This window comes from Actinoallomurus oryzae (assembly GCF_039541955.1).
In the GTDB taxonomy this organism is placed as follows: Bacteria; Actinomycetota; Actinomycetes; order Streptosporangiales; family Streptosporangiaceae; genus Actinoallomurus; species Actinoallomurus oryzae.
This window is the reverse complement of sequence record NZ_BAABHF010000019.1, coordinates 786,328-809,186: the sequence shown is the minus strand read 5'-3', so window position 1 is coordinate 809,186 and position 22,859 is coordinate 786,328. Positions and strand designations below refer to the sequence as shown.

26 protein-coding genes are annotated in these 22,859 nt (G+C 71.0%); 19 read left to right on the top strand and 7 right to left on the bottom strand.

From position 1 onward, the window contains the following. Nucleotides 1-327 precede the first annotated feature (327 nt). The 9 genes from ABEA10_RS17905 (at nucleotide 328) to ABEA10_RS17865 (ending at nucleotide 9,542) form a co-directional block, all read left to right on the top strand. Nucleotides 328-3,213, top strand: coding sequence for a sensor histidine kinase (locus ABEA10_RS17905; RefSeq protein WP_345465001.1), 2,886 nt, complete (start codon nucleotides 328-330; stop codon nucleotides 3,211-3,213). Beyond that, complete coding sequence (locus tag ABEA10_RS17900) at nucleotides 3,210-3,611, top strand: roadblock/LC7 domain-containing protein (protein WP_285576345.1); 402 nt, start codon at nucleotides 3,210-3,212, stop codon at nucleotides 3,609-3,611. The genes ABEA10_RS17905 and ABEA10_RS17900 overlap by 4 nt, the downstream gene beginning before the upstream one ends. Before the next feature lie 2 nt (nucleotides 3,612-3,613). After that, nucleotides 3,614-4,066 carry a DUF742 domain-containing protein gene (locus ABEA10_RS17895; RefSeq protein WP_378201960.1) on the top strand — a complete coding sequence of 151 codons (453 nt, stop codon included), beginning with the start codon at nucleotides 3,614-3,616 and terminating at the stop codon, nucleotides 4,064-4,066. A 19-nt stretch (nucleotides 4,067-4,085) separates the two neighbouring features. Further along, entirely contained in the window at nucleotides 4,086-4,646 is a 561-nt protein-coding gene (locus ABEA10_RS17890; RefSeq protein WP_329239443.1) for a GTP-binding protein, read from the top strand. 39 nt (nucleotides 4,647-4,685) lie between these two features. Then, nucleotides 4,686-5,474, top strand: coding sequence for an SGNH/GDSL hydrolase family protein (locus tag ABEA10_RS17885; RefSeq protein WP_425550914.1), 789 nt, complete (start codon nucleotides 4,686-4,688; stop codon nucleotides 5,472-5,474). Between the two features lie 219 nt (nucleotides 5,475-5,693). Next, nucleotides 5,694-6,695 (top strand): LacI family DNA-binding transcriptional regulator, encoded by a 1,002-nt coding sequence (locus ABEA10_RS17880; protein ID WP_345464990.1) that lies wholly within the window; start codon nucleotides 5,694-5,696, stop codon nucleotides 6,693-6,695. Nucleotides 6,696-6,709: 14 nt separating this feature from the next. Further along, complete coding sequence (locus ABEA10_RS17875) at nucleotides 6,710-7,465, top strand: ATP-binding cassette domain-containing protein (protein ID WP_345464988.1); 756 nt, start codon at nucleotides 6,710-6,712, stop codon at nucleotides 7,463-7,465. Nucleotides 7,466-7,549: 84 nt separating this feature from the next. Beyond that, complete coding sequence (locus ABEA10_RS17870; protein ID WP_345464986.1) at nucleotides 7,550-8,566, top strand: ABC transporter permease; 1,017 nt, start codon at nucleotides 7,550-7,552, stop codon at nucleotides 8,564-8,566. Between the two features lie 13 nt (nucleotides 8,567-8,579). Continuing rightward, nucleotides 8,580-9,542, top strand: coding sequence for an ABC transporter substrate-binding protein (locus ABEA10_RS17865; protein ID WP_345464984.1), 963 nt, complete (start codon nucleotides 8,580-8,582; stop codon nucleotides 9,540-9,542). 49 nt (nucleotides 9,543-9,591) lie between these two features. Here ABEA10_RS17865 and ABEA10_RS17860 read toward each other — a convergent pair whose 3' ends face one another. Continuing rightward, nucleotides 9,592-10,200 (bottom strand): ATP-dependent Clp protease proteolytic subunit, encoded by a 609-nt coding sequence (locus ABEA10_RS17860; protein ID WP_345465167.1) that lies wholly within the window; start codon nucleotides 10,198-10,200, stop codon nucleotides 9,592-9,594. A 14-nt stretch (nucleotides 10,201-10,214) separates the two neighbouring features. Beyond that, nucleotides 10,215-10,832 carry a ClpP family protease gene (locus tag ABEA10_RS17855; RefSeq protein ID WP_345464982.1) on the bottom strand — a complete coding sequence of 206 codons (618 nt, stop codon included), beginning with the start codon at nucleotides 10,830-10,832 and terminating at the stop codon, nucleotides 10,215-10,217. A 63-nt stretch (nucleotides 10,833-10,895) separates the two neighbouring features. Here ABEA10_RS17855 and ABEA10_RS17850 point away from each other — a divergent pair, with 63 nt between their 5' ends. After that, nucleotides 10,896-11,186 carry a type II toxin-antitoxin system Phd/YefM family antitoxin gene (locus ABEA10_RS17850; RefSeq protein WP_345464980.1) on the top strand — a complete coding sequence of 97 codons (291 nt, stop codon included), beginning with the start codon at nucleotides 10,896-10,898 and terminating at the stop codon, nucleotides 11,184-11,186. Nucleotides 11,187-11,257: 71 nt separating this feature from the next. After that, on the top strand, nucleotides 11,258-14,782 hold the full coding sequence (locus tag ABEA10_RS17845; RefSeq protein WP_345464978.1) for an AAA family ATPase: 3,525 nt from the start codon (nucleotides 11,258-11,260) through the stop codon (nucleotides 14,780-14,782). 19 nt (nucleotides 14,783-14,801) lie between these two features. Here ABEA10_RS17845 and ABEA10_RS17840 read toward each other — a convergent pair whose 3' ends face one another. Further along, nucleotides 14,802-15,062: a hypothetical protein gene (locus tag ABEA10_RS17840; RefSeq protein WP_329239418.1), complete on the bottom strand. Its 261-nt coding sequence runs from the start codon at nucleotides 15,060-15,062 to the stop codon at nucleotides 14,802-14,804. 64 nt (nucleotides 15,063-15,126) lie between these two features. On the opposite strand from ABEA10_RS17840, the gene ABEA10_RS17835 reads away from it, so the two are divergent. The 5 genes from ABEA10_RS17835 (at nucleotide 15,127) to ABEA10_RS17815 (ending at nucleotide 17,658) form a co-directional block, all read left to right on the top strand. After that, nucleotides 15,127-15,390 carry a hypothetical protein gene (locus tag ABEA10_RS17835; RefSeq protein WP_345464975.1) on the top strand — a complete coding sequence of 88 codons (264 nt, stop codon included), beginning with the start codon at nucleotides 15,127-15,129 and terminating at the stop codon, nucleotides 15,388-15,390. Next, nucleotides 15,387-15,671, top strand: a complete 285-nt coding sequence (locus tag ABEA10_RS17830) for an SH3-like domain-containing protein (RefSeq protein ID WP_329239411.1) — start codon at nucleotides 15,387-15,389, stop codon at nucleotides 15,669-15,671. Before ABEA10_RS17835 ends, ABEA10_RS17830 begins: the two co-directional genes overlap by 4 nt. Beyond that, the gene (locus ABEA10_RS17825; protein WP_345464973.1) at nucleotides 15,661-16,227 is read left to right on the top strand and encodes a nitrile hydratase subunit alpha; all 567 of its coding nucleotides are present in this window, start codon (nucleotides 15,661-15,663) and stop codon (nucleotides 16,225-16,227) included. The genes ABEA10_RS17830 and ABEA10_RS17825 overlap by 11 nt, the downstream gene beginning before the upstream one ends. 92 nt (nucleotides 16,228-16,319) lie before the next feature. Beyond that, complete coding sequence (locus tag ABEA10_RS17820) at nucleotides 16,320-17,372, top strand: LCP family protein (RefSeq protein WP_345464971.1); 1,053 nt, start codon at nucleotides 16,320-16,322, stop codon at nucleotides 17,370-17,372. A gap of 133 nt (nucleotides 17,373-17,505) precedes the next feature. Further along, on the top strand, nucleotides 17,506-17,658 hold the full coding sequence (locus ABEA10_RS17815) for a hypothetical protein (protein ID WP_345464969.1): 153 nt from the start codon (nucleotides 17,506-17,508) through the stop codon (nucleotides 17,656-17,658). An 84-nt stretch (nucleotides 17,659-17,742) separates the two neighbouring features. Here the strand turns inward: ABEA10_RS17815 and ABEA10_RS17810 are convergent, their stop codons facing one another. Further along, nucleotides 17,743-18,630 (bottom strand): DUF72 domain-containing protein, encoded by an 888-nt coding sequence (locus ABEA10_RS17810; protein WP_345464967.1) that lies wholly within the window; start codon nucleotides 18,628-18,630, stop codon nucleotides 17,743-17,745. A 23-nt stretch (nucleotides 18,631-18,653) separates the two neighbouring features. Between ABEA10_RS17810 and ABEA10_RS17805 the strand changes: the two genes are divergently transcribed. Together ABEA10_RS17805 and ABEA10_RS17800 are read left to right on the top strand one after the other, a co-directional pair. Next, nucleotides 18,654-19,139 (top strand): glutathione peroxidase, encoded by a 486-nt coding sequence (locus ABEA10_RS17805; protein WP_329239404.1) that lies wholly within the window; start codon nucleotides 18,654-18,656, stop codon nucleotides 19,137-19,139. Then, nucleotides 19,022-19,609, top strand: coding sequence for a TIGR00725 family protein (locus ABEA10_RS17800; RefSeq protein ID WP_345464962.1), 588 nt, complete (start codon nucleotides 19,022-19,024; stop codon nucleotides 19,607-19,609). Before ABEA10_RS17805 ends, ABEA10_RS17800 begins: the two co-directional genes overlap by 118 nt. Before the next feature lie 109 nt (nucleotides 19,610-19,718). On the opposite strand, the gene ABEA10_RS17795 is transcribed toward ABEA10_RS17800, so the two are convergent. Both ABEA10_RS17795 and ABEA10_RS17790 read right to left on the bottom strand, forming a co-directional pair. After that, entirely contained in the window at nucleotides 19,719-20,474 is a 756-nt protein-coding gene (locus ABEA10_RS17795) for a hypothetical protein (RefSeq protein ID WP_345464960.1), read from the bottom strand. A gap of 228 nt (nucleotides 20,475-20,702) precedes the next feature. Further along, nucleotides 20,703-21,374, bottom strand: a complete 672-nt coding sequence (locus tag ABEA10_RS17790) for a hypothetical protein (protein WP_345464958.1) — start codon at nucleotides 21,372-21,374, stop codon at nucleotides 20,703-20,705. Nucleotides 21,375-21,399: 25 nt separating this feature from the next. Here ABEA10_RS17790 and ABEA10_RS17785 point away from each other — a divergent pair, with 25 nt between their 5' ends. Continuing rightward, entirely contained in the window at nucleotides 21,400-22,308 is a 909-nt protein-coding gene (locus ABEA10_RS17785; protein ID WP_345464956.1) for an oxidoreductase, read from the top strand. A gap of 7 nt (nucleotides 22,309-22,315) precedes the next feature. Here the strand turns inward: ABEA10_RS17785 and ABEA10_RS17780 are convergent, their stop codons facing one another. After that, nucleotides 22,316-22,846, bottom strand: a complete 531-nt coding sequence (locus ABEA10_RS17780; protein ID WP_329239390.1) for a methylated-DNA--[protein]-cysteine S-methyltransferase — start codon at nucleotides 22,844-22,846, stop codon at nucleotides 22,316-22,318. Nucleotides 22,847-22,859 lie beyond the last annotated feature (13 nt).

Below are 22,859 nucleotides of genomic sequence, written 5' to 3'. Positions count from 1 at the left end.
AACTCTCTGTGACCATTGCTCTCAGTTCGATCTCTTCCGGGGGGAGTGCTCGTCCACTACTTGCCGTAGAGCACGAGCGGAGGCAATGATGTTGGCCGCAAATCAGTCGGTGCCCACCTTCGGGGCAGGATGATGCAGAAAGCAGAGAAATTTAGATAGGTGGGACATAGGATCGCCTCGGATATATGCAGACGGTTCGTTTTGGGTAGCGAGCCCACTCTGTGTAGGCGAAACCGTGCTCGGCCGGCGGACCTGCCTCCCGTCGATCGATCGCATCGTCCGGCAGGCCCGACACGGTTCGATCCGTGAGACGCAGCGGAAGGTAGTGTGGACAGCGACGGAGATCGGACGCGGCAGAGTGCCGCGGACACGTCCCAGCCCCTGGACGAAGCGGCGAGCCGCCCCAAGCGGCGACTTGTCGGGCGTTTCGCCCTGCGTAACTGGAAGGTGTCCGCTCGGCTCGTCGCGCTCATCGTCATCCCGACCATCGTGGCCGGTGTGCTCGCGGGCCTGCGCGTCAACAGCGCCCTGGCGAACGCGTCGACGTTCGGCCGTATCGAGCGACTGGCCGCACTGGGTGACAAGCTGAGCGTGCTGACGCACGCGCTCGAAGCCGAGCGTGACATGACGGCCCTTTATGTGGCCTCGTCCGGGAAGAGCGCGAGCAAGAGCGACCTGCAGCGGGTCGAGAGTCAGGTGGACACGGCCGTCCAGGGCGTGCGCTCCCAGACCGCGGGCATCGACGACTCCTATTCGAGTCAGACCCGGACCCAGGTTCGCGACATCCTGACCCGGCTGAACCAGTTGAGCGGCCTGCGGACGGTGGCGACACAGACCAAGCTTCCGCCCGACGCGACGATCGACAAGTACAGCGAGTTCGTCACGGACCTGCTGAACTTCAACGACCAGATCGCCCAGGGCAGCTCGGACTCCGACCTCGCCGAGGCCGCCCGCGCGCTCGACACGCTGGCCGCGGCGAAGGAGGACTCCACCAGGGAGCGGGGCTTCCTCGCGGTGGCGCTGGCGAGACACGGGTTCCAGCCCGACGCCTTCAACGAGTTCCAGGCGGCGCGCAGCCAGCGAGACACCGACGTCGCGGCCTTCCAGGCGTCCGCGACGCCGGCGTTGGCCCAGTTCTACTCCGACACGGTCGCCGGGCCGGAGGTCGACCAGGCGGAGCTGATCCGCCAGCAGGCGGTGACGCAGGCGGGCAAGGCGTCCGAGCTGTCGCTCGCCGGCATGGGCGTCAACGACGACCCGCGCAAGTGGTTCAACGACATGACCGTGCGCGCCGACAAGATGCGCGCGGTCGAGGACCGGGCCGTCCGCAGCCTGCTGGACAAGAGCCACAGCTTCAAGAGCCAGGCACAGCGGTCGGCACTGCTGATCGGCGGCCTCCTGCTCGTCGTCCTGCTGCTCGTGATCCTCGCGGTCGTCATCGTCGCCCAGTCGCTGGTCCGGCCGCTGCGCCGGCTGCGGGGAGGCGCGCTCGACGTGGCCGGCTCCCGGCTGCCCGACTTCGTCCGCCGGCTGCGCGAGCCGGACGTCGAGCAGGTGGGCTTCGACGTCGAACCGATCGAGGTCGACTCGACCGACGAGATCGGTGAGGTCGCGCGGGCCTTCGACGAGGTCCACCGCGAGGCGGTACGCCTGGCCTCCAACGAGGCCATGCTGCGAGGCAACGTCAACGCGATGTTCGTCAACCTCTCCCGGCGGAGCCAGTCGCTGATCGAACGCCAGCTGCGCCTCATCGAGGACCTCGAACAGAGTGAGCAGGACTCCGGCCGGCTGGACAGCCTCTTCAAGCTCGACCACCTGGCGACCCGCATGCGCCGCAACTGTGAGAACCTCCTGGTCCTCGGCGGCCAGGAGCAGGCGCGGCGGTGGAACAAGCCGGTCGCCCTGGTGGACATCGTCCGCGCGTCCCTGTCCGAGGTCGAGCAGTACGAGCGGATCACGCTGCGGATCCAGGACGAGGTCTCGGTGAACGGCCGGGTCGTCAACGACCTGGTCCACCTCGTGGCGGAGCTGGTGGAGAACGCCACCTCCTTCTCGCCCGAGCACACGAAGGTGGCGGTGTCGGGACACCTGCTCAGCGGAGGCGGGGCCATGCTCCAGATCTCCGACAGCGGGGTCGGCATGTCGCCGGAGGAGCTCGAGGAGGCCAACTGGCGGCTGGCCAACCCGCCGACGATCGACGTGTCGGTCTCCCGGCGCATGGGCCTGTTCGTGGTCGGCCGTCTCGCCCAGCGGCACGGTATCCGGGTCGAGCTGCGCGCCGCGCTGTCCGGCGGCCTGACCGCGTTCGTCATCCTCGCCCCGAACACGATCATGCAGGACCCCCAGAAGGTGCGCCCGCAGCGGCTCGACACGTTCGGCGGTCCGTCGCTGGACCGCGGCCAGGCCTCGCCGGTGCAGCCCCTGCAGCCGGTACAGCCGGTACAGCCCCTGCAGTCGCCGGTCGTCCGCGGTGAGATCGACCGGCCGGGCGAGAGCGGGCGCCCGGGGGAGAGGGGACGGCCCGGCGAGAGCGGACGGCCGCCCGTACCGGACACGCCGCGCGAGCCGTTGCGGTCGCACGGGACGCCGTTGCCCAAGCGCAAGCCGGCGCCGACGTCACCGCCGGGCCGTGGCCCGGGTTCGACCGCTCCGTCGCGCTCGTCGCGCCCGCAGGGAACGCCGCCCTCCAGGTCAGGCCCGCCGCCGGGCCCGCCACAGGAGCCTCCGCCGCCCAGGCCGGTGCCCCAGGCGCAACCCCAGTCGGCGGGTCCGGCGTTCGGTGAGCCTCGCTCGGCTACGGAGAACAACGGACGCTCCCCTATCTTCGAGGCAATGCAATCGGAATGGTTTCAGCGGCGTAAGACGGGATCAATGAACCGTGCTGAGTCCTCCCCACCGAGGGAGTGGTCCTCACCCGGCGACGAGGGTTGGCGAGCCGCGGAGACGATCCGCGCCCCCGCCACCGGCGGGCAGACCAGTGCAGGCCTGCCGAAACGGGTTCCCGGAAGCAACCGGATCCCCGGATCGGTCCGGCCGGCGCCGATGCCGACACAGCCGGGGCCGTCGGCGCAGCCCGCGCAGCCCGCACCCAGAATGGAGTCCCGCCCGCCGCAGGCGGAAACCGTACGGAACCGTTTCGCGAGCTTCCAGCAGGGCGTACGGAAGGGTCGCGCCGCGATCCAGCCCGAAGATGATGAACGGGAGAACCAGTGAACAGCCGCCAGGACCTCAGTTGGCTGGTGACGAACTTCGTCGAACGCGTCCCGCGCGTCGCGCACGCCGTGGTGGTCTCCTCCGACGGTCTGCCGATGGCGTACTCGGAAGGCTTCCCGGCCGACCGTGTCGATCAACTCGCCGCGATCGCGTCGGGACTGACCAGCCTCACCCAGGGCGCGGCCCGTATCTTTGAGGGCGGTGCGGTCACGCAGACGCTCGTCGAGATGGAGCGAGGGCTGCTCTTCGTGATGGCCATCAGTGACGGTTCCGTGCTCGGCGTTCTCGCCGCACCCGACTGCGACATGGGATTGGTGGCCTACGAGATGGCACTGCTCGTCGAACGTGTGGGTCGCGTGCTGACGCCCGCGCTGCGCGCCGAACCCGGGATCGGTTAGTGGTGGACGGCGGGAGGTACGGGAATTACGGGTTCGGGCCTCAGCACGGGTCGAATCCAGGGCCGCACCGAGACCCGCCGCCGGGGCCGCCTTCGTCGCCGCCCTCGGAAGCGGGAGACTCGAGTTCGCTGGTCCGACCGTACGCGGTCACGGGCGGGCGCACCAAACCACGGTACGACCTGCCGATCGAGGCACTGATCTCGGTCGCTCCGTATCCGCGGCAAGACATCACGACTCTCACCCCCGAGTACAAAGCCATCATCGATCTGTGCCGTAACTGGCGTTCGGTGGCGGAAGTGTCGGCCCTGCTCAGACTGCCGCTCGGCGTGGCCCGTGTGCTGATCGCGGACATGGCGCACGAAGGCCTGCTACGCCTGCATCAGTCTCCCTTCACTGAGGGGCAGCCTGACCTCCAGCTGCTGGAAAGGGTTCTCAGTGGACTTCGCAAGCTCTAATCCGGGTGCCTCCCCCGGGATGACCTCCGTCAAAATCATTGTCGGGGGAGGCTTCGGTGTGGGGAAGACGACCTTCGTCGGCTCGGTATCGGAGATCATGCCGCTGACCACCGAGGCCGTCATGACCTCGGCCAGCGCGGAGGTCGACGACCTGTCGTCCACCCCGGACAAGACGACCACCACCGTCGCGATGGACTTCGGCCGCGTCAGCCTCGACCGGGAGTTGATCCTCTACCTGTTCGGCACGCCCGGACAGCACCGGTTCTGGTTCATGTGGGACGACCTGGTCAAGGGCGCGATCGGTGCCGTGGTCCTCGTGGACACGCGCCGGCTCGCCGACTCCTTCGCCGCGGTCGACTACTTCGAGGAGTCGGGAGTGCCCTTCGTCGTGGGCATCAACGGCTTCGACGGTGTCTACACCCACACGACCGAGGACATCCGCGAGGCGCTCACGATCGGCGCGCACGTGCCGATCGTCACCTGTGACGCGCGCAACCGCGAGTCCACCAAGGCGACGCTCATCACGCTGGTCGAGCACGCCCTGTCGATGCGCGGCCGGGGAGTGCCGATCAACCACTGAGGGGCCGTGATCGCCGATGGACGGCGTCATGCATCATTGATGGACGTGACCGACTCCGTTTCGACGTACTCCTCATACGTGGCCCTCGGTGACAGTTTCACCGAGGGCCTCGACGACCCGGATCCCGCCGGCGGCTACCGCGGCTGGGCCGACCGGCTCGCCGAGCACATCGCGGCCACCACCTCAACCTCCAGCACTGGCCTGCGCTACGCCAACCTCGCCGTACGCGGGCGGCTGCTGGGCCAGGTGGTGACCGAGCAGGTCCCGCGCGCCATCGAGCTGCGGCCGGACCTGATCACGCTCGCCGCGGGCGGCAACGACCTGCTGCGCCCGCGTTCGGATCCCGACCGGCTGGCCATCGTCATCGAGGACGCGGTCCGGCGGCTGCGGGCGACCGGTGCCGAGGTGCTGCTCTTCACCGGCTTCGACACGCGTGGCGTGCCCGTGCTGCGCCGGATCCGCGGCAAGGCGGCGATGTACAACCTGCACGTCCGCTCCATCGCCGACCGGCACGGCTGCCGGCTGGTGGACCTGTGGTCGATGCGGACGCTGCTGGACCCGCGCGCCTGGGCGCCGGACCGGCTTCACCTGTCACCGGACGGGCACCGGCGCGTGGCGCTGGCCGCCTGCGAGGCGCTCGGCGTCGAGGCCACCGGCGACTGGCGCGAGCCCTGGCCGGCGGCGCCGCCGGTCGACTGGCTGACCTCGCGGCGCAGCGACCTGGAGTGGGCGCGGACCTATTTCCTGCCGTGGATCCAGCGGCGCCTGCAGGGGCGTTCGTCCGGCGACGGCCTCACCGCCAAACGCCCGGACCTCCATCCACTCTGAGAGCCTGCGCGCCCCTGACCGCGCGGACTCCAAGCCCCACGCGGCCGGTTCGTGCCGTGGTCGGGCCGCGGGCTTGACGCCGGGTGCGCGGAGATGAGATGACAACGTTGTCGTCCTGAGAGATCGCCCAGGGCCCGTACCGTTCGCGTCGCGGGGTTCCGGGCGGTCTCTCACGGCCGGCGGTCTCGACGCCCGTTCAGCCGAGTCTTGAGGGAGCCCATGCGGCCGACCATGCGTGATGTCGCCCGGCGTGCCGGCGTGAGCCTCAAGACGGTCTCCCGCGTCGTCAACGGCGAGGGCGGCGTACGGCCGGACACGACCGCGAAGGTCAACGCCGCGATCTCCGCGCTGGGCTTCCGCCGCAACGACATCGCCCGCGCGCTGCGCGGCGGAAAGCGCACCCGCAGCCTCGGGCTCGTCATCAAGGACGTCGCCAACCCCTTCTACTCCCAGATCGCACGCGGGGTGGAGGAGGTCGCGCGGGCCAACGACCTCCTGGTCATCTCCGGCTGCTCGGACGAGGACCCGGCGCGGGAGCGCCACCTCATCCGGTCGCTGTGCGAGCGCCGGGTGGACGGCCTGCTCGTCGTGCCCTCCGGCAACGACCACCGCTACCTGATCTCCGAGATCAGCATGGGCACTCCCGCGGTCTTCATCGACCGCCCGCCCGAGGAGGCCCTCGAGGCCGACGTCGTCCTCATCGACAGCGTCGGCGGGGCCCGCGCGGCCGTCGACCACCTCCTGCGGCACGGCCACCGCCGCATCGCCTGCCTGTCCGACCTGCCCGGCATCTTCACCGCGAGCGAGCGTCTGCGGGGCTACCGCGAGGCGCTGGGCGAGCACGGCGTGCCCGTGGACGAGGCCCTCGTACGCCCGGGCCGGCACGACGTAGCAGGCGCGGAGTCGGCCATGGCGGAGCTGCTGGCCCTCGACGACCCGCCGACGGCCGTCTTCACCGGCAACAACCGGCTGACGGTCGGCGCGCTGCGGGCCATCCAGGCCGCCGGTGCGGGCACGGCACTGGTCGGCTTCGACGACCTGGAGCTCGCCGACATGCTCGCGACGCCGGTGACCGTCGTGGCGCACCAGCCCGTGGAGATGGGCCGGCGCGCGGCGGAGCTGCTGTGCCGCCGCATGGCGGGCGAGGAACTGCCCCCGCAACGCGTGGTGCTGCCGACCCACCTCATCGTGCGCGGCTCCGGGGAGCTGCCGCCGCCCTAGCGAGGAAGGTGCACATGACGGAACCGCTGCTCGAAGCACGAGGCGTCACGAGGCGTTTCGGTCATGTCCAGGCCCTGCGAGGGGCCGCCTTCACCGCGTACGCGGGCGAGGTCGTCGCGCTCATCGGCGACAACGGCGCCGGCAAGAGCACTCTGGTCAAGACGCTGGCCGGCGCGCTGCGGCCCGACGGCGGCGAGATCCTCCTCGACGGCCGCCCGGTGCACCTGACCGACCCGGTCGCCGCGCAGCGGCTCGGCATCGAGACCGTCTACCAGGACCTCGCGCTCGCCCACGACCTCGACGCCGCCGCCAACCTCTTCCTCGGCCGTGAGCCGACCCGCTTCTCCTTCCTCAACGTGCTCGACCGGGGCGCGATGCGGCGGCGGGCGACGGAGGCCTTCGACGAGCTCGGCATCCGGCTGCCCGACATGTCCGTGCCGGTACGGCAGCTGTCGGGCGGGCAGCGTCAGTGCGTCGCCGTGGCGCGCGCGGTGGCGTGGGCGTCGCGCGTGGTGTTCATGGACGAGCCGACCGCCGCGCTCGGCGTCGTCCAGCGAAAACAGGTGCTCGACCTCATCCGCCGCGTCCGCGACCGCGGCGTGACGGTCGTCCTGATCAGCCACAACATGCCCGAGGTGCTCGCCGTCGCCGACCGGGTGGAGGTGCTGCGCCTGGGCCGCCGGGTGGCCCGGTTCACCGCCGCGGACACGTCGGTGGAGCAGCTCGTCTCGGCGATGACCGGAGGACTGGACCAGGAGGGTGCCGCATGAGTGAGCGGAGTAGCGGACTCGACGTGAAGGACACCGCATGAGCGAACGAAGTGAGCGAAGAGGACTCGACGAAAAGAACACGGCATGAGCACGACGATCGTCGAGTCCGAGGAGACGACGGAGCCGGGACGGATTCCGGCCCTGCTGCGCTCGAACACGGTGTGGACGCTCGCCGTCCTCGTCGCCCTGTTCGCGTTGTTCGCCGTGCTCAAGCCGGCCGAGTTCGCCACGACCTTCAACGTCCGCAACGTCGCGACCGACTCGGCCATCCTGCTCGTCCTCGCGGTCGGCATGACCTTCGTCATCGTCACCGCCGGCATCGACCTGTCGGTCGGCTCGGTGCTGGTCTTCTCCGGCGTCGTCGCCGCCAAGACGATGGTCGCGCTGGGCGGCACGACCGCGGGCTGGGGCGGCATCGCGCTCGGCGCGCTCGCCGGGATGGGCTGCGGTCTCGGCTGGGGCCTGGTGAACGGCCTGCTCGTGGCGAAGGCGAAGATCCCGTCTCTCATCGCCACCCTCGGCAGTCTCGGCGTGGCGCTCGGCCTCGCCCAGGTCATCACGGGCGGCAGCGACGTGAACCGGATCCCCGCCAAGCTGGCCAACGCCATCGGGTACGGCCTGGTCGCCGGGGTGCCCTGGCTCGTCATCATCGCGGTGCTCATCGCGGTCGTCTTCGGGCTGCTGCTCGCGCTCACCCGGTTCGGCCGCCACACGTACGCGATCGGGTCCAACGCCGAGGCGGCACGCCGGGTCGGCATCAAGGTCGACCGGCACCTCATCAAGGTGTACGCGCTGTCCGGCCTCCTGTCCGGAGTGGCCGGCGTGCTGTCCCTGGCGCACTACACGACCACCACGATCGCCAGCCACACGTCCGACAACCTGAGCGCGATCGCCGCCGTCGTCATCGGCGGCGCGAGCCTGTTCGGCGGCGTCGGCACCGTCGCGGGAACGGTGATCGGCGTGCTGATCCCCGGCGTCCTGCGCAACGGTCTGATCATCCTCGGGGCACAGCGGTTCTGGCTCGATGTCGCGGTCGGGGCCGTGCTGGTCGTCGCGGTGTTCTTCGACCAGCTGCGGCGGCGGGCGCGAGAACGTCGATAAAGGAGGCACATCGGTGAACAGGTACGTCGTCGTGGCCGCCGCGCTGTCACTGGCCCTGGCCGGCGGGTGCGGGAACTCCTCGTCCTCATCCGGAGGCGGGGGCAAGAAGCTCACCCTCATCCAGGGAATCGCGAATGAGCCCTTCTACATCTCGATGTACTGCGGAGCCAAGGACGAGGCGGCGCGACTCGGCGCCCGGCTCAGCGTGCAGGCGCCGGCCCAGTGGGACGTGGCGCAGCAGACCCAGGTGGTGACCTCGGTCGCCGCCTCGCGGCCGGACGCGGTGCTGATCGCCCCGGTCGACAAGGACGCCATGGCCGGCCCGGTCCGCCAGCTCACCGGTAACGGCAGCAAGGTGATCTTCGTCGACACCGAGCTTTCCGACCAGTCGGTCGGCCTGTCCCGCGTCTCCTCCGACAACCGGCTCGGCGGGCGGCTCGCGGCGCAGACGCTGGCGAAGCAGATCGGTGACAAGGGCAAGGTGATGGTGCTCGCGCCCACGCGGGGCATCGCCACCACCGACGACCGGGTGGCCGGCTTCAAGGAGGAGATCGCCAAGCATCCGGGCATCACGCTGGTCTCGGAGCAGTACCCGGGCGACGACGCGGGCAAGGCCACCGAGATCGTGAACGGCGAGCTGTCCAAGAGCCCGGACCTGGCGGGCATCTTCGCCTCCAACCTGGTCACCGGCGAGGGATCGGCGGCGTCGCTCAAGCAGGCCAAGAAGGTCGGCAAGGTGAAGCTCATCGAGTTCGACGCGAGCCCCAAGCAGGTCGAGGACCTGCGTGCGGGCACGATCCAGGGCCTCATCAGCCAGGAGCCCCTGGAGATCGGGCGCCAGGGCGTCGACCAGGCGATGAACGCCCTCGGCGGCAAGCCCGTGACCAAGCACATCCAGACGAGGCTCGTGGCGGTCACCAAGGACAACCTCGACAGCCCCGACGTGGCCAAGTACCTGTACAAGCAGAGCTGCTGACGCCGGAGCCGGGGGTGGCCCGACCCCGTAGGCCACCCCCGGACGTCTCTCAACGGACCTTGCGGCTGGTGATGATCTCGTCGATGAGGCCGTACTCGCGTGCCTCCTGCGCAGTGAGGAAGCGGTCGCGCTCGATGTCGGCGCGTACCTGTTCGACCGGGCGGCCGGAGTGCCGGGACAGCATCTCCTCCAGCTCCTCGCGCTGGCGGATGATCTCCTTCGCCTGGATCTCCAGGTCGCTGGTCTGGCCGTACCCGCCCTCGGTGTGCGGCTGGTGGATGAGGATGCGCGCGTGCGGCAGCGCGGCGCGCTTGCCCGGTGAGCCGGCCGCCAGGAGCGTCGCCGCCGCCGAGGCGGCCTGCCCGACGCAGGTCGTCTCGATGTCCGGCTTGACGAACTGCATCGTGTCGTAGATCGCCGTCATCGCGGTGAGCGAGCCGCCGGGGGAGTTGATGTACAGGCTGATCGTCCGGTCGGTGTCCATCCCCTCCAGCGCGATGAGCTGGGCGATCACGTCGTTGGCGAGCGTGTCGTCGATCGGCGCACCGACGAAGACGATCCGCTCCTCGAACAGCTTGTTGTACGGGTTGCTCTCCTTCATCCCGTACGAGGTGCGCTCGACGTAGGACGGCAGGATGTACCGGGCCTCGATGCCCATCGGCTCGTGGATCCTCACGGTGCGACGCCTCCCGCCTCCAGCGCGCTCGTCACGACGTGGTCGATCAGGCCGTACTCGCGGGCCTCCACGGGGGTGAAGTAGCGGTCGCGGTCGGCGTCGTGCTCGACCTGCTCGAACGGCCGTCCCGTGTGCTCGGCGATCAGCTCCAGGAAGCGCTGCTTCAGGTGCAGCGACTGCTCGGCCTGGATGCGGATGTCGGATGCGGTGCCGCGGATGCCGCCCAGGGGCTGGTGCATCATGATCCGCGTGTTCCGCAGCGCGTAGCGCTTGCCCGGTGTCCCCGCGGTGAGCAGGAACTGCCCCGCCGAGGCCGCCATGCCGAGCGCGACGGTCGACACGTCGTTCGGCAGGTACTTCATCACGTCGTACATGGCGAACATCGCGTCCATCGATCCGCCCGGCGAGTTGATGAAGAGCTTGATGTCGCGCTGGCCGTCCTGCGCCGCGAGGAGCAGGAGCTGCGAGCAGACCCGGTTGGCCAGGTCGTCGTCGATCTCCGAGCCGATGAAGACGATGCGCTGCCCGAGCAGACGCTGGAACACCTGGTCGGTGACGTTCGCCTCCGGCAACTCGGTCACCCGCGCGCGTGGCTGGTACGTCGGAATGTCCATGGACTGCACCTCCTTGAGTTCTGTACAGAATAGCAAAACTGTACAGAATGCTAGAATCGATTCATGACACGAGAGGTGCCCGTGACCCAGGCCCGCGCCGAGCTGGCGGAACTCGTCAGCCGCGTCGGCTACAGCGGAGAGCGGATCCTGCTGACCCGCCACGGCAAGGCCCTCGCCGCGCTCGTCCCCGTCGACGACCTGGAGGCGCTCGAACGCCCACCGGCCGAGATCGGGTTCACCTTCGCCCCGCAGCCCGAGCCCGAGTCCAAGCCCGAGCCGCGCGAGCGCCCCGAGCGCCCGTCCGGGCCGCTGCGCATCGCCGCCGAGCACCGCGACCGGAGGCGCCCGCGCTGAGCGCGTTACCGTCACCAGGGCCGATGCGCGCGCGGCTGCGGCCCACCGTGCGTGGGTCGTAAGGTCTACCCGTGAGCGCCCCACGCCTACCCGAACACCTCGGCCTGCTCCTGACCGACGAGCCCGTGCTCGACCTCTACTCCCACGGTCCGTGGAGAGTTCCCGACGGGCTGTACGACGAGGTGCGCGAGCGCGCGGTGAAGTTCGACCGCGACGATCGGGCGAAGGAGCTGACCAGCGGGCTCAGCGACTTCTACGGCCCTGAGACCTCGGCGGCGGGCGCCGAGCTGTGGTCGCTGCTCACCTTCCTGCTCGGCGCCTCGGCGATCCGCGCGGGCTCGCGCGGCGACATCGACTACGAGCTGTTCGCCGGCTTCCTCGCCAAGCCCGAGGCCCCGGTGCGCGACCCGTACGCCTGGTTCAGCCAGGGCGGCCGGCTGCGCCCGCCCGGCCTGTGGCTCGTGGAGAACGTCGGCGACGACCCCGACCGGCGCGCGACGATGTACACGCTCGCCCGGGAGGCCCTCGACGTGCTCACGGGCATCGAGCCGATCGAGAAGCGCCGGCAGGCGATGATCGCGCTGTACGACCGGCGCGCCGCGGACCCGGAGACGCACGCCGCCGACCTGAGCGTCCCGCAGGGCGAGCTCGAACGCCTCTGGGCGGCCGGTCTGCCCGAGGAGACCCTGGCCGTGCTGCCCGAGCTCGCCGGGCCGGTCGGCTACCTCGGCTGGGCGTGCTCGGGCTGGGTCGCCGCGCACGAGCGCCTGACGTCGGCGGTGCCCGGCCACGACCCGCTCGACGTCGCGCTCGCCCGGCTGCTGTTGCAGGCCGAGGTCAAGGCGGTGCCCGCGGAGATGGCCTTCGCCGTCGGCGTCGAGCGCTACGAGAACGTCCAGGAGCACGTCCAGCGGCTCCGGGAGGGCTTCCGCGTCGACTCCTGGCAGGCCGAGGTGCGGTCCTGGCTGGCGCGCGGGCTCGTCGCCGGTGAGGCGGACGTCTGCCGCGCCTGGCTCGACATGGCCCTGCGCATCACCGGCTGCGTGCAGGGGCTGCCCGACACCGCCGTCAGCCCCAAGTGCCGCGTGCCCGTACGCGGCTTCCAGATGGACCTGCGCCGGCTCTTCCAGGCGCCGACGGTCGTCAACCCCCTCGCCGCCGCGTTCGCCGGTCCCGCGCCGGCCGAGGAGTCGCGCGCCTCGGCGGCGGCCGACGAGGTCGCGGACGACATCGTCGGCCAGCCCGATCTGGTCACCGCCGTCACCGACGTGCTGCGCGCCGACGCGTCCCGCCCGGTGCGGCTGCTCGTCAGCGGCCCGGACGCCACCGGCAAGGGCACCGCCGTACGCGCGCTGGAGAGCGCCCTGATGGCACGCGGCGACGTCCGAGAGACGGTGTGGGTGTCGGACCAGGTCTTCGCCAACCTCCACGTCAGCGACACGATCCTGTACTTCCTCGCCCGGGTGCGCGAGTGCCTGGAGGGCCGCCTCCTGGTCATCGATGGGCTGGACCGCATCCTCGCGTTCGACAACTGCGGCATCGCGTTCGCCGAGGAGCTGCGCCGCGCGCTCGAACGCCACCAGAAGCTGAACGTCGTGGTCCTGTGCCGGGTGGGCGGCGACCGGCGGGTCTTCGACGTCAACCCGGCGCTGCACCAGCACTTCCGCGTCGCGCGCACGCAGGAGTTCGGCGAGGACGCCTACGCCGAGCTGTTCCGCCGCGCCGTCGCCCGGCGCGACCTGACCGTCGCGCGTGAGGCGGCGGCCACCGCCGGCGTGCTGCTCACCCGCACCCCGCCACTGCTGAACCTCCGCGGCGCGCGCCTCGTGGAGTACCTCGCCGAGCAGTGCGTCACGGCGGCGGTGGCGCGCGGTGAGACCGAGGTCGCGCCGGCCGATCTGCCGCAGCGGGTCATCGCCGGCGGCGCCGAGCACTCCGACCCGATGGCCGAGCTGGAGTCCTGCGTCGGCCTGGAGTCGGTCAAGAACGAGGTCCGCCTGCTCGTCGCCGAGGCGGAGGCGGCGCGGATGCGCCGCGAGGCCGGCATGCCGGTGGCGATGCGGCCCAAGCACATCGTCTTCAGCGGCGGCGCGGGCACGGGCAAGTCCAAGGTCGCCCGCATCCTCGGACGCATCTACGCCGACCTGGGCGTGCTCTCCTCGGGCCACCTCGTCGAGGTCGACCGCTCCGACCTCGTGGGGGAGTACGTCAGCGAGAGCGGGCCGCGGGTGCGCCGCGCGGTCGAGCGGGCGCAGGGCGGCATCCTGGCCGTCAACGACGCCCACAACCTGATGCCCGGCGAGTCGCCGCGCAACCGCGAGGCCGTCGACGTGCTCCTCGCCTGCGTCCAGGCGCAGACCGAGGACCTCGTCGTCGTGCTGTGCGGACCCGAGGGGCCGATCAACAGCCTGCTGAAGAGCGACTCGGAGCTGTCCGCCTACTTCCCCAAGCGGCTGCGCTTCCCCGGCCTGACCGAGGACGAGCTCATCGAGATCTTCAAGGCCAAGGCCGTTGACGCCGGCTTCGCGCTGCGCGAGGGCGTGCTGGACAAGGTACGCGAACTGGTCCACGGCAGCACCCGCGACAGCAACGTCGGCAACGCCCGCGCCATGATCAACCTGCTGGACCGCGCCATCGCGATGCAGTCGCGGCGGGTCCTCGACGACGGGGTGCTCACCGACGACGAGTCCCTGGACGAGATCTTCGCGGACGACATCCCGGGCACGCTCGTCGCGAGCGGCCACGTCGACCTGCCCGGCGACCCGCTCGCCGAGATCGAGAAGCTCATCGGCCTCGACACCGTCAAGCACGAGGTGCACCTGCTCGTCGCCGAGGCGCGGGCCGAGCAGCTGCGCCGCGACGCGGGCATCCCGATCGCCCCGCCCACCCGCCACATGGTCTTCACCGGCAACCCCGGCACCGCCAAGACGACCATGGCCCGCCTGCTCGCGGCCGTCTACGCCAAGCTGGGCCTGCTGTCGTCCGGGCACCTGGTCGAGGTCTCCCGCGCCGACCTGGTGGGGGAGTACATCGGGCAGACCGCGCCCAAGGTGCGCGCCGCGGTCGAGCGCGCGCTCGGCGGTGTGCTGTTCATCGACGAGGCGTACGCCCTGACCCCCGCCGACTCCGGCCGCGACTACGGGCACGAGGCCATCGCCGAGCTGCTCAAGCTCATGGAGGAGCACCGCGCGGACATCGTCGTCATCGTGGCCGGCTACGAGGGCCCGATGCTGCGGTTCCTCGACTTCAACCCCGGCCTCGCCTCGCGCTTCCCCCTGGTGCTGCGCTTCCCCGACTACACCGACGACGAGCTGGTGGCGATCTTCGAGGTGATGGCCGCGGACGCGGGCTTCAGCCTGGGCGGGGGCGTGCTCGACGCCGTACGCCGCCACCTGCGCACCGCCGCCCGCGGCGAGTCGTTCGGCAACGCCCGGCTCATGCGCAACCACCTGGACCGCGCCATCGCCCTGCAGGCACGCCGCATCACCCGCGAGGACGACCCGGCACGGGCCGACGTCGGCACCCTGCGGGTCGAGGACCTGCCGGAGACCGAGGGCACGACGAGCACCGACGACAACCTCGGCCAGTACCTGTGATTCAGCGCCCCCCGCGCTCTCAGCCGCGCAGGTACTCGATGTAGAGCGGCCGGAGCTCGTCGGCGACCGCGCCGCCGCCGGAGTGCACCAGCTCGTTGAGGATCGCCGACAGGTGCGACACGTCGGCCTCGGCCTGGTCCGTGTGCCCGGCCGCCGCCTGGGCCGCCGGGATCGCCCTGGTCAGCCGCCACAGGAAGCCCACGTCGAGGTGGTGAACGGCCCGGTCGATCGCGCGGTCGTGCAGCTCTTTCGACGTCAGGTTCTCCAGATCTTCCGCCATGCCTCCAGCCAACCAGACGTCCGGGGGCTTCCCGCGCCGGGCGGGGACGGTTAGCGTCGGAAGGGTGAGCAGAGTGCACGACATGGGAGGCCAGAGCGGGTTCGGGCCGGTGCCGGTGGGAGACGACGACGCCGAGCCGTTCCACGCCGACTGGGAGGCCCGGGTCTACGCCCTGACCCGTGCGCTGAGGCGGGGCGGGGTGTTCAACCTGGATGAGATGCGCGACGCGATCGAGCGCATCCCGCCGCGGGAGTACCTGTCCGCCTCCTACTACGAGCGCTGGCTGGCCGCGATCGAGACGATCCTCGACGAGAAGGGCCTGGCATGAGTCCGTACTCCCCGGGCACGCGCGTGCGCGCACGGCCGGGCGATCCCGCGCACCACACGCGGGTGCCGGTCTACGTCCGCGGCCACGTGGGGGAGATCGTCGAGTGCGAGGGCGAGTGGCCGCTGCCCGACGACCGGGCGCGCGGCATCACCCCGCCGCGCGTCGAGACGGTGTACGCGGTGCGGTTCCCGGCCCGTGACCTGTGGGGCGCCGGCGCGCACTCGGTGACGGTGGACCTGTGGGAGTCCTATCTGGAGGAGGTCACCACCGATGGGCCATGACGACCTGCCGGTCGCCGCGCGCGTACGCCGGCTGGAGGAGCGGGTGATCGCCGCCGGTCTGACCACCGACGGCGAGCTGGACGCGATCCTGGACGATCTCCTGGTGAACGCCTCACCGGTGAACGGGGCCCGGATGGTCGCCCGGGCGTGGACCGACCCGGGCTATCGCGAGACCCTGCGCTCCGACGCGAACGCCGCGGCCGCCGAGCTCGGCTTCAGCACGTCCGGCTACCGCCTGCGCGCGGTCGAGAACACCCCGGCGGTGCACAACGTGATCGTGTGCACGCTGTGCTCCTGCTACCCGATCTCGCTCCTCGGCCCGTCGCCGGGCTGGTACCGCAGCTTCGCCTACCGTTCCCGCGTCGTACGGGAGCCGCGCGCCGTCCTGGAGGAGTTCGGGCTGACGCTGCCGGACGACGTGGAGATCGTCGTGTGGGACTCCAGCGCCGAGACACGCTACCTCGTGGTCCCCCGGCGCCCCGAGGGCGACCTGCCGGAGGGGGAGCTGGCGTCCCGCGTCACCCGCCGGGGCCTCATCGGTACGGCGGCGATCTAGGCCCGTGCCCTACGGGGGAATGACGCCACCCGGCCCGGAATCACTCGCCAAGCTGACGCCTCGGCTTGACGTGACCCTCTACGGTGTCTGCCATGAGCGATTGGGTGGATCACGGGCAAAGCGGCGCGGCGTCGTACGCAGCGGACGGGCGGGCATACGACCGTGACGGGCAGCCCCTGCGCGGCAGACGGCGGCGTCGCTGGGGCCGGACCACGTTGATCGTCATATTGGTGCTGCTCCTCCTGCTGATCGGTGCGTACTTCTACCTCGACTCGCGGTTGAACCGCATCGACGTCTTCACCGACTACACGGGGCGGCCCGCGGACACTCCGGGCACCAACTGGCTGATCGTCGGCTCCGACAGCCGGCAGGGCCTGTCGGCCGAGCAGCGCAAGAAGCTCCACACCGGCAAGGCCGAGGGGAAGCGCACCGACTCGATGATGCTGCTGCACATCGGTGACCACGGCAACACCCTGGTCAGCCTCCCGCGCGACTCCTATGTCCCGATTCCGGGGCACGACCCCAACAAGCTCAACGCCGCGTACGCGTTCGGCGGGCCCAAGCTGCTGGTCCGTACGGTCGAGCAGGCCACGAAGATCCACATCGACCACTACGCGGAGATCGGCTTCGGCGGGTTCGTCGGCATGGTCGACGCGGTCGGCGGCGTCGACATGTGCATCCCCCAGCCGATCAAGGACACGGCCGCGGGCATCAACCTGAAGAAGGGCTGCCAGACGCTCAACGGCCCGGAGGCCCTGGGCTTCGTCCGGACCCGCCACGCGTTCGCCAGCCAGGACCTGCAGCGGGTGCAGAACCAGCGCAAGTTCCTGGCCGCGCTGACCCACAAGGCGACGAGCCCCGGCACGCTGCTCAACCCGTTCCGCATCGTGCCGTTCGTGCTCCGCTCCACGAGTGACTTCTCGGTGGACCAGGACGACCATCTGTACAACCTGGCCGGGTTCGCCTGGGCGATGCGCGGCCTGACCAAGGGCGACGGCCTCACCACGACGGTTCCGCTCGGCGGGAACGGCTACTCGCCGAGCGCAGGGGCGTACATCACCTGGGACACGACGAAGGCCGGTGAGCTGTTCCGCGCCCTCCGCGAGGACCAGCCGGTGCCGAAGAGCCTGCGGCCGGCCGGCTGAGCGGCGCCCGCCCTGGGGCGCTTTCGAATCCTTTGCCGTTCGCGAGCGCGGATTTGCGGGGCGTCGGTACTGTCGCAGCACCAGAACGGGTAGTTACTCTCCGTATCTAGGTCGATACGAGGAGTGACCAAATATGAAGAAGGTCGCCAAATGGGGAAGCTTGGCCTTCCTGGCGTTCTACCTGGTCAGCCAGCCTCACAGGGCGGCGAACGTCGTGCATGGCGCCCTCGGCGGGCTCACCGGCGCCGCCACGTCCCTGTCGAGTTTCGTCAGCGATCTACCCTGACCGTCGCCGCCGGAACCGGCCCGGCTCCGCCGCCTCCCGGCGGAGCCGCCGCCGTGAGGCTCCGGCCGTGCGCGGATCCCCTCCTCAGGCGGAACCCCCGTCGCCGTCCAGCAAACTCATCAGGTCCGTCGCGTTCCGCTGCGCATAGTCCTGATAGCAGTTGTTGAACAGCACGTGCGTCGTCTCGGCGTTCTCCGCCAGGCCGCGGATCTTCGGCGCGAGTTCCCTGAGTTCGCCGGGCCGATAGAGGTAGCCGAACCGGTCGTAGATGTTCTTGCTCGTCCACTTGTCGGAGTGACCGTGCAGCCGGACCACGGCCAGGTCCGACGTCGCGGCGAAGACCGGCGGGATCGAGCTCGTGTGACCCTGCGGCATGTCCACGCTGACGTACGGGACGGCGTACCTGGTCAGGAAGTCCAGCGTCTCCTCGCGGTTCTCCTCGCTCATCCAGGTCCTGTTGCGGAACTCCACGCAGATCCGCATCGGGTCGCAGCGACGCTTCGCCTCCAGGATGTACTCCTTGTTCCGCCTGCCGATGACGAACCACTGGGGGAACTGGAACAGCAGCGCGGTCAGCTTGCGGGCCTCGTGCAGCGGCCACAGCGCGTCCAGGAACCGCTGCCAGACCTCGTCGGTCACCTCGTCCGGCAGGTCGCGCGGGTAGAGGTTCTTCTTGTCCGGCACCTTCTCCCGCAGGTCCTTGTACAGCGCGCCCGGTCGGGTGGGGTGCTGGGTGAGCAGCGAGAACGCCTTCACGTTGAACGTGAACCCCTCCGGCGTACGGTCCCGCCAGTAGCCGACCGTGCGTTCGGCGGGTGGCGAGTAGTAGGTGGAGTCCACCTCGACGAGCGGGAACCGCGACGCGTAGTAGCCCAGGCGCTGCTCGGCCGTCTTGACCTCGGGCGGATACCAGTCCGTCGCGAGCAGCGTCTTGTCGGTCCAGGAGGCCGTGCCGACCAGGATGTCGCCCATGACACAAGGTTAGGATCGACCTCGTGTCGATCTATGACGTGGACATCGAACGCCTGCAGGGCGGACCGGCGGATCTCGGGCAGTACCGCGGCACGGCGGTGCTCGTGGTGAACGTCGCCTCCCGGTGCGGCCTCACGCCCCAGTACGAGGGGCTGCAGCGGCTCCAGGACACCTACGGCGAACGCGGCTTCACCGTGCTCGGCGTGCCGTGCAACCAGTTCATGCAGCAGGAGCCGGGCACCGCCGACGAGATCGCGGAGTTCTGCTCGGCGACCTACGGCGTCACCTTCCCGATGACGGAGAAGGTCGAGGTCAACGGGCCCGGCCGGCATCCGCTGTACGCCGGGCTCGTCACCACCCCGGACGCCTCGGGGCACACCGGCGACATCCGGTGGAACTTCGAGAAGTTCCTCATCGCTCCCGACGGCACGGTCGTGGCACGCTTCGCGCCGCAGGCCGAGCCCGACACCGACGAGGTCGTCCAGGCCATCGAGAAGGCGCTGCCCTGATCCAGGTCGCGGTCTGCGGCCCGGCCGACTGCACCGAGGCGGAACGGCGTGCGGCGCATGAGGTCGGCCGGCTGCTGGCCGCCCGCGGCGCCGTCGTGCTCTGCGGTGGGTACGGAGGCGTGATGGGCGCGGTGACCGAGGGCGCCCGTTCGGCCGGCGGGCTGGTCGTGGGCGTGCTCTCCGGCGCCGACCGCGCCGAGGCCCACCCGGACCTCAGCGCGGCCGTCGCGACCGGCATGGGCCAGGCGCGCAACGCGCTGATCGTGGGCTCCGCCGACGCGGTCATCGCGGTCGGCGGCTCCTGGGGCACCCTGTCCGAGGTGGCCCACGCCCTGCGCCGGGGCACGGTGCCGGTCGTGCAGCTCGGCGGCTGGCGCCTGTACGACACCGACGGCGAACCGGTGCGGGGCCCGGTGGAGGCCGCCTCTCCGGAGGAGGCCGTCGCCCTCACCGGCCTGTGGCCCTCGTGACCGTCGATCACTTCACGCCTTCGACGCCGGCGGAACGCAAGCGTGGTCGGCGGCCCACTCGCGGAACGTCCGCGCGGCCGTTCCGCGCCCGGCGTGTTTCCCCCGGTGGTCACTCGGACCGAGTGAGACGGACGTATCCGTAGGGGTTGAAGAACAGGTCGTCCTCGTCGTAGCGGTCGCAGGTACCGGTGCGCAGCGACCAGCGGGGGGAGTCCTCGGTCATCCGGAAGCCGGCGCCGTCCTCGATCTCGTCCGCGCGCGGGTCGGTCAGCAGGTAGATCGCCAGCGTGTCGAGGTGCATGAGCAGCCGGGGCAGCTCGTCCTCGGTCAGCTGATCCTCGGCGGCCTCGATCTCCACCTCGGGGGCGCCGAGCAGATGCATGCCGCAGCTGTAGAGCACGTCACCGTCGTAGATCGGCCGCTTCACCCAGGCGTCGACGAGCGCGATGGCGAGTTCCTCGCCCTCGGCGTCGGCCGCCCGGTCGGCCAGCGACGCCCAGCGGTTTCGGCCGTGCGTGAGCCCACTGCTCTCGTTCTTCACCGCCGTGGCACCGGACCGCAGCAGAGCGGCCGTCGCCGCCAGCAGCCGCCGCGAGGTGTCGGCCGCCGGCTCACGCATCATCGGCGCGGACAGCAGGTAGCCGACGGTGTCGTGGGATTCGACCGCGGCCCGGTCCGCCTCGTCGAACGAGGCCGCCGCCATGCAGGCCTCGAACGCCTCCGGCATCCGAGGGTCGGGTGCGGCCTCGGAGTACTCGCGGTCGAGAACGAAACCGCCGAAGCCGGCGGCGATCCGTTCCATCTCCGAAAGGTCCAGCCCGGAACCGAGCACACACAGCACATGCCGCGGAAACGCCTCACTCATCCCGGCACGTTATCGATCAAACCGACGTGGCGCGCCGATTTGCCGCGATGCCCCGGCTCAGCCGGCCTGATGGCGATCCGATGCCGCGCCGCCCCGGGCGCGGCCCGGGGCGGCGTCGGCGGACCTGGCGTGGTGAGGGTGCCCCTCACCACGCCAGGCCCGGATGAGGGGCACCCTCACACGAAAACGCGGGCCTCGCCGACGTGGCGGAGGTTCCCCGGCACCGCGTCAGTTCTCCGCGAGCAACGCCTTGATGCGGGCCAGCGAGTCGGCGCCGGCCAGCTCGACCGGCATCACCGGGCCCTCGGCGAGGCGGTCGGCCAGCGCCGACACCGCCTCCGCGCGGGCGATCACGTACTCGCGCTCCGCGTCGCGGGGCGACCGGCCCTCCAGCATGCCCGCGACCTCGGCGAGCGCCAGATGCGCGGCGTCCCGTCCCATGCCGGCGCCGGCCGTACGCTCCAGCCGCCCGTACGCCGCGACGAGGCGGCGCACCGAGGAGTCCGAGACGTCGAGCAGGGTGCCGTGGCCGAGCGCCTCGCGGCGCCGGCGGTCGGCGCGGCGGCGCATCGCCGTCAGCAGCGCGGCGTGGGCGGGCAGCGCCAGCCCGAGGGCGAGGCAGGCGACGGCGATCACGGTCAGCCAGCCGGGCAGGCCCGTGAGGAGCACCGCGCCGAGCAGGATGCCGCCGCCGGCCGCCAGCACGGCCTCCGGCGCCCCGATGAGACGGGAGGGCGGCTCGTCGGCGACCGAACCGCCGTCCTGCGGGACGTCGACGAGCGGACCGGGCCGGTGCGGGACGATGACCTGCGACACCATGATCTCATTATTCGGCAGGCCCGGCCGGAACCCGGGGAACTCGCCGACCACGCGGTGTCCGTTCGGTCGAATCTCTACCATGACCACCAGGGAAAGGTGGCGAGCGATGCCCAAGTGGACGACGGACGACATACCCGATCTCGCCGGAAAGCGGGTGATCGTCACGGGGGCCAACAGCGGGCTCGGGCTGTGGACCTCCCTCGAACTCGCCCGCCACGGCGCCACCGTCGTTCTCGCCTGCCGCAGCGCGGAGCGCGGAGAGCGGGCCGTCGCCACCATCCGCGGAGCAGTGCCGGACGCCGACATCGTCCTCGGCTCGCTCGACCTGGCCGACCTGGCGTCCGTACGCGCCTTCGCCGAGGCGCATCCCGAGCCGCTCGACGTCCTCGTCAACAACGCCGGCGTGATGGCGCTGCCGTACCGCACGACGGCCGACGGCTTCGAGATGCAGTTCGGCACCAACCACCTGGGCCACTTCGCGCTCACCGGGCTGCTCCTGCCCGCCCTGCTCGAGCGCCCCGGCGCCCGCGTCGTCACCGTCACGAGCATGATGCACTGGGTGGGCCGCGCCGACTTCGACGACGACGGCGAGCGCGGCTACCACAAGTGGCCCGCGTACTGCCGGTCGAAGCTGGCCAACCTCGTCTTCGCCAAGGAGCTCGACCGCCGGGCGCCCTTCGTCAGCGTCGCCGCGCACCCCGGATACGCCTCGACCAACCTCCAGCAGGCCGGCCCGCTCATGGGCGGCCATCGGAGAAAGGCCGCGCTGTACGGCCTGCTGAACGCCCTGTTCGGCCAGTCCGACGTCGCTGGGGCGTGGCCCTCGCTGTACGCGGCGACCGCCCCGGGCGTCGAGGGCGGCCGGTGCTACGGCCCGCGTGGTCCGGGACAGAGCCGCGGCGCCCCGCGTCGTGTCCCGACCCTGCCACGCGCCGCCGATCCGGAGCTGGGCCGCCGCCTGTGGCACCTCTCCGAGGAGCGCACCGGCGTGTCCTACGACGCGCTGCGGGCGTGACGCCCCGTCACGGCCCGGTCGCGGGGTCCCAGTCGAGAGTCGCGGGAATGGCGCCCTCCAGGGTGAGCAGCCAGCGCTTCACCTCGACGCCGGTGCCCCCGCTGTAGCCGCCGAGGCCGTCCGAGGCGACCACGCGGTGGCAGGGGACCACGATCGGGATCGGGTTGGAGCCCATGATCGTGCCGATGGCCCGTGCCGGGACGCCGGTGCCGCTGAGGCCGGCCAGCTCTCCGTAGGTCACGGTGCGGCCGTACGGCACACCGGCGTAGAGCTTCTCCAGCACCTCGCGCTGCGCGCCCGACGTGTGGCGCCAGTCGATGGGCAGGTCGAAGTCGGCCTCCCGGCCGGCGAAGTAGGCGGCCAGCCGGCGGCGTACGGTCTCGGTGCGCTCGGGGGCCGTCACGAGCGGCAGGCCGCCGCGCAGCCGCGCCCGCTCGCGCGGCGTGTCGCGGAAGGACAGGCCGGACAGCCCGATCGGGGTGCAGGCGTACGCCAGCGTGCCCAGCGGGGTGTCGAGGGCTTCGATCGCGACGTCCATCCCTCTTTCCTAC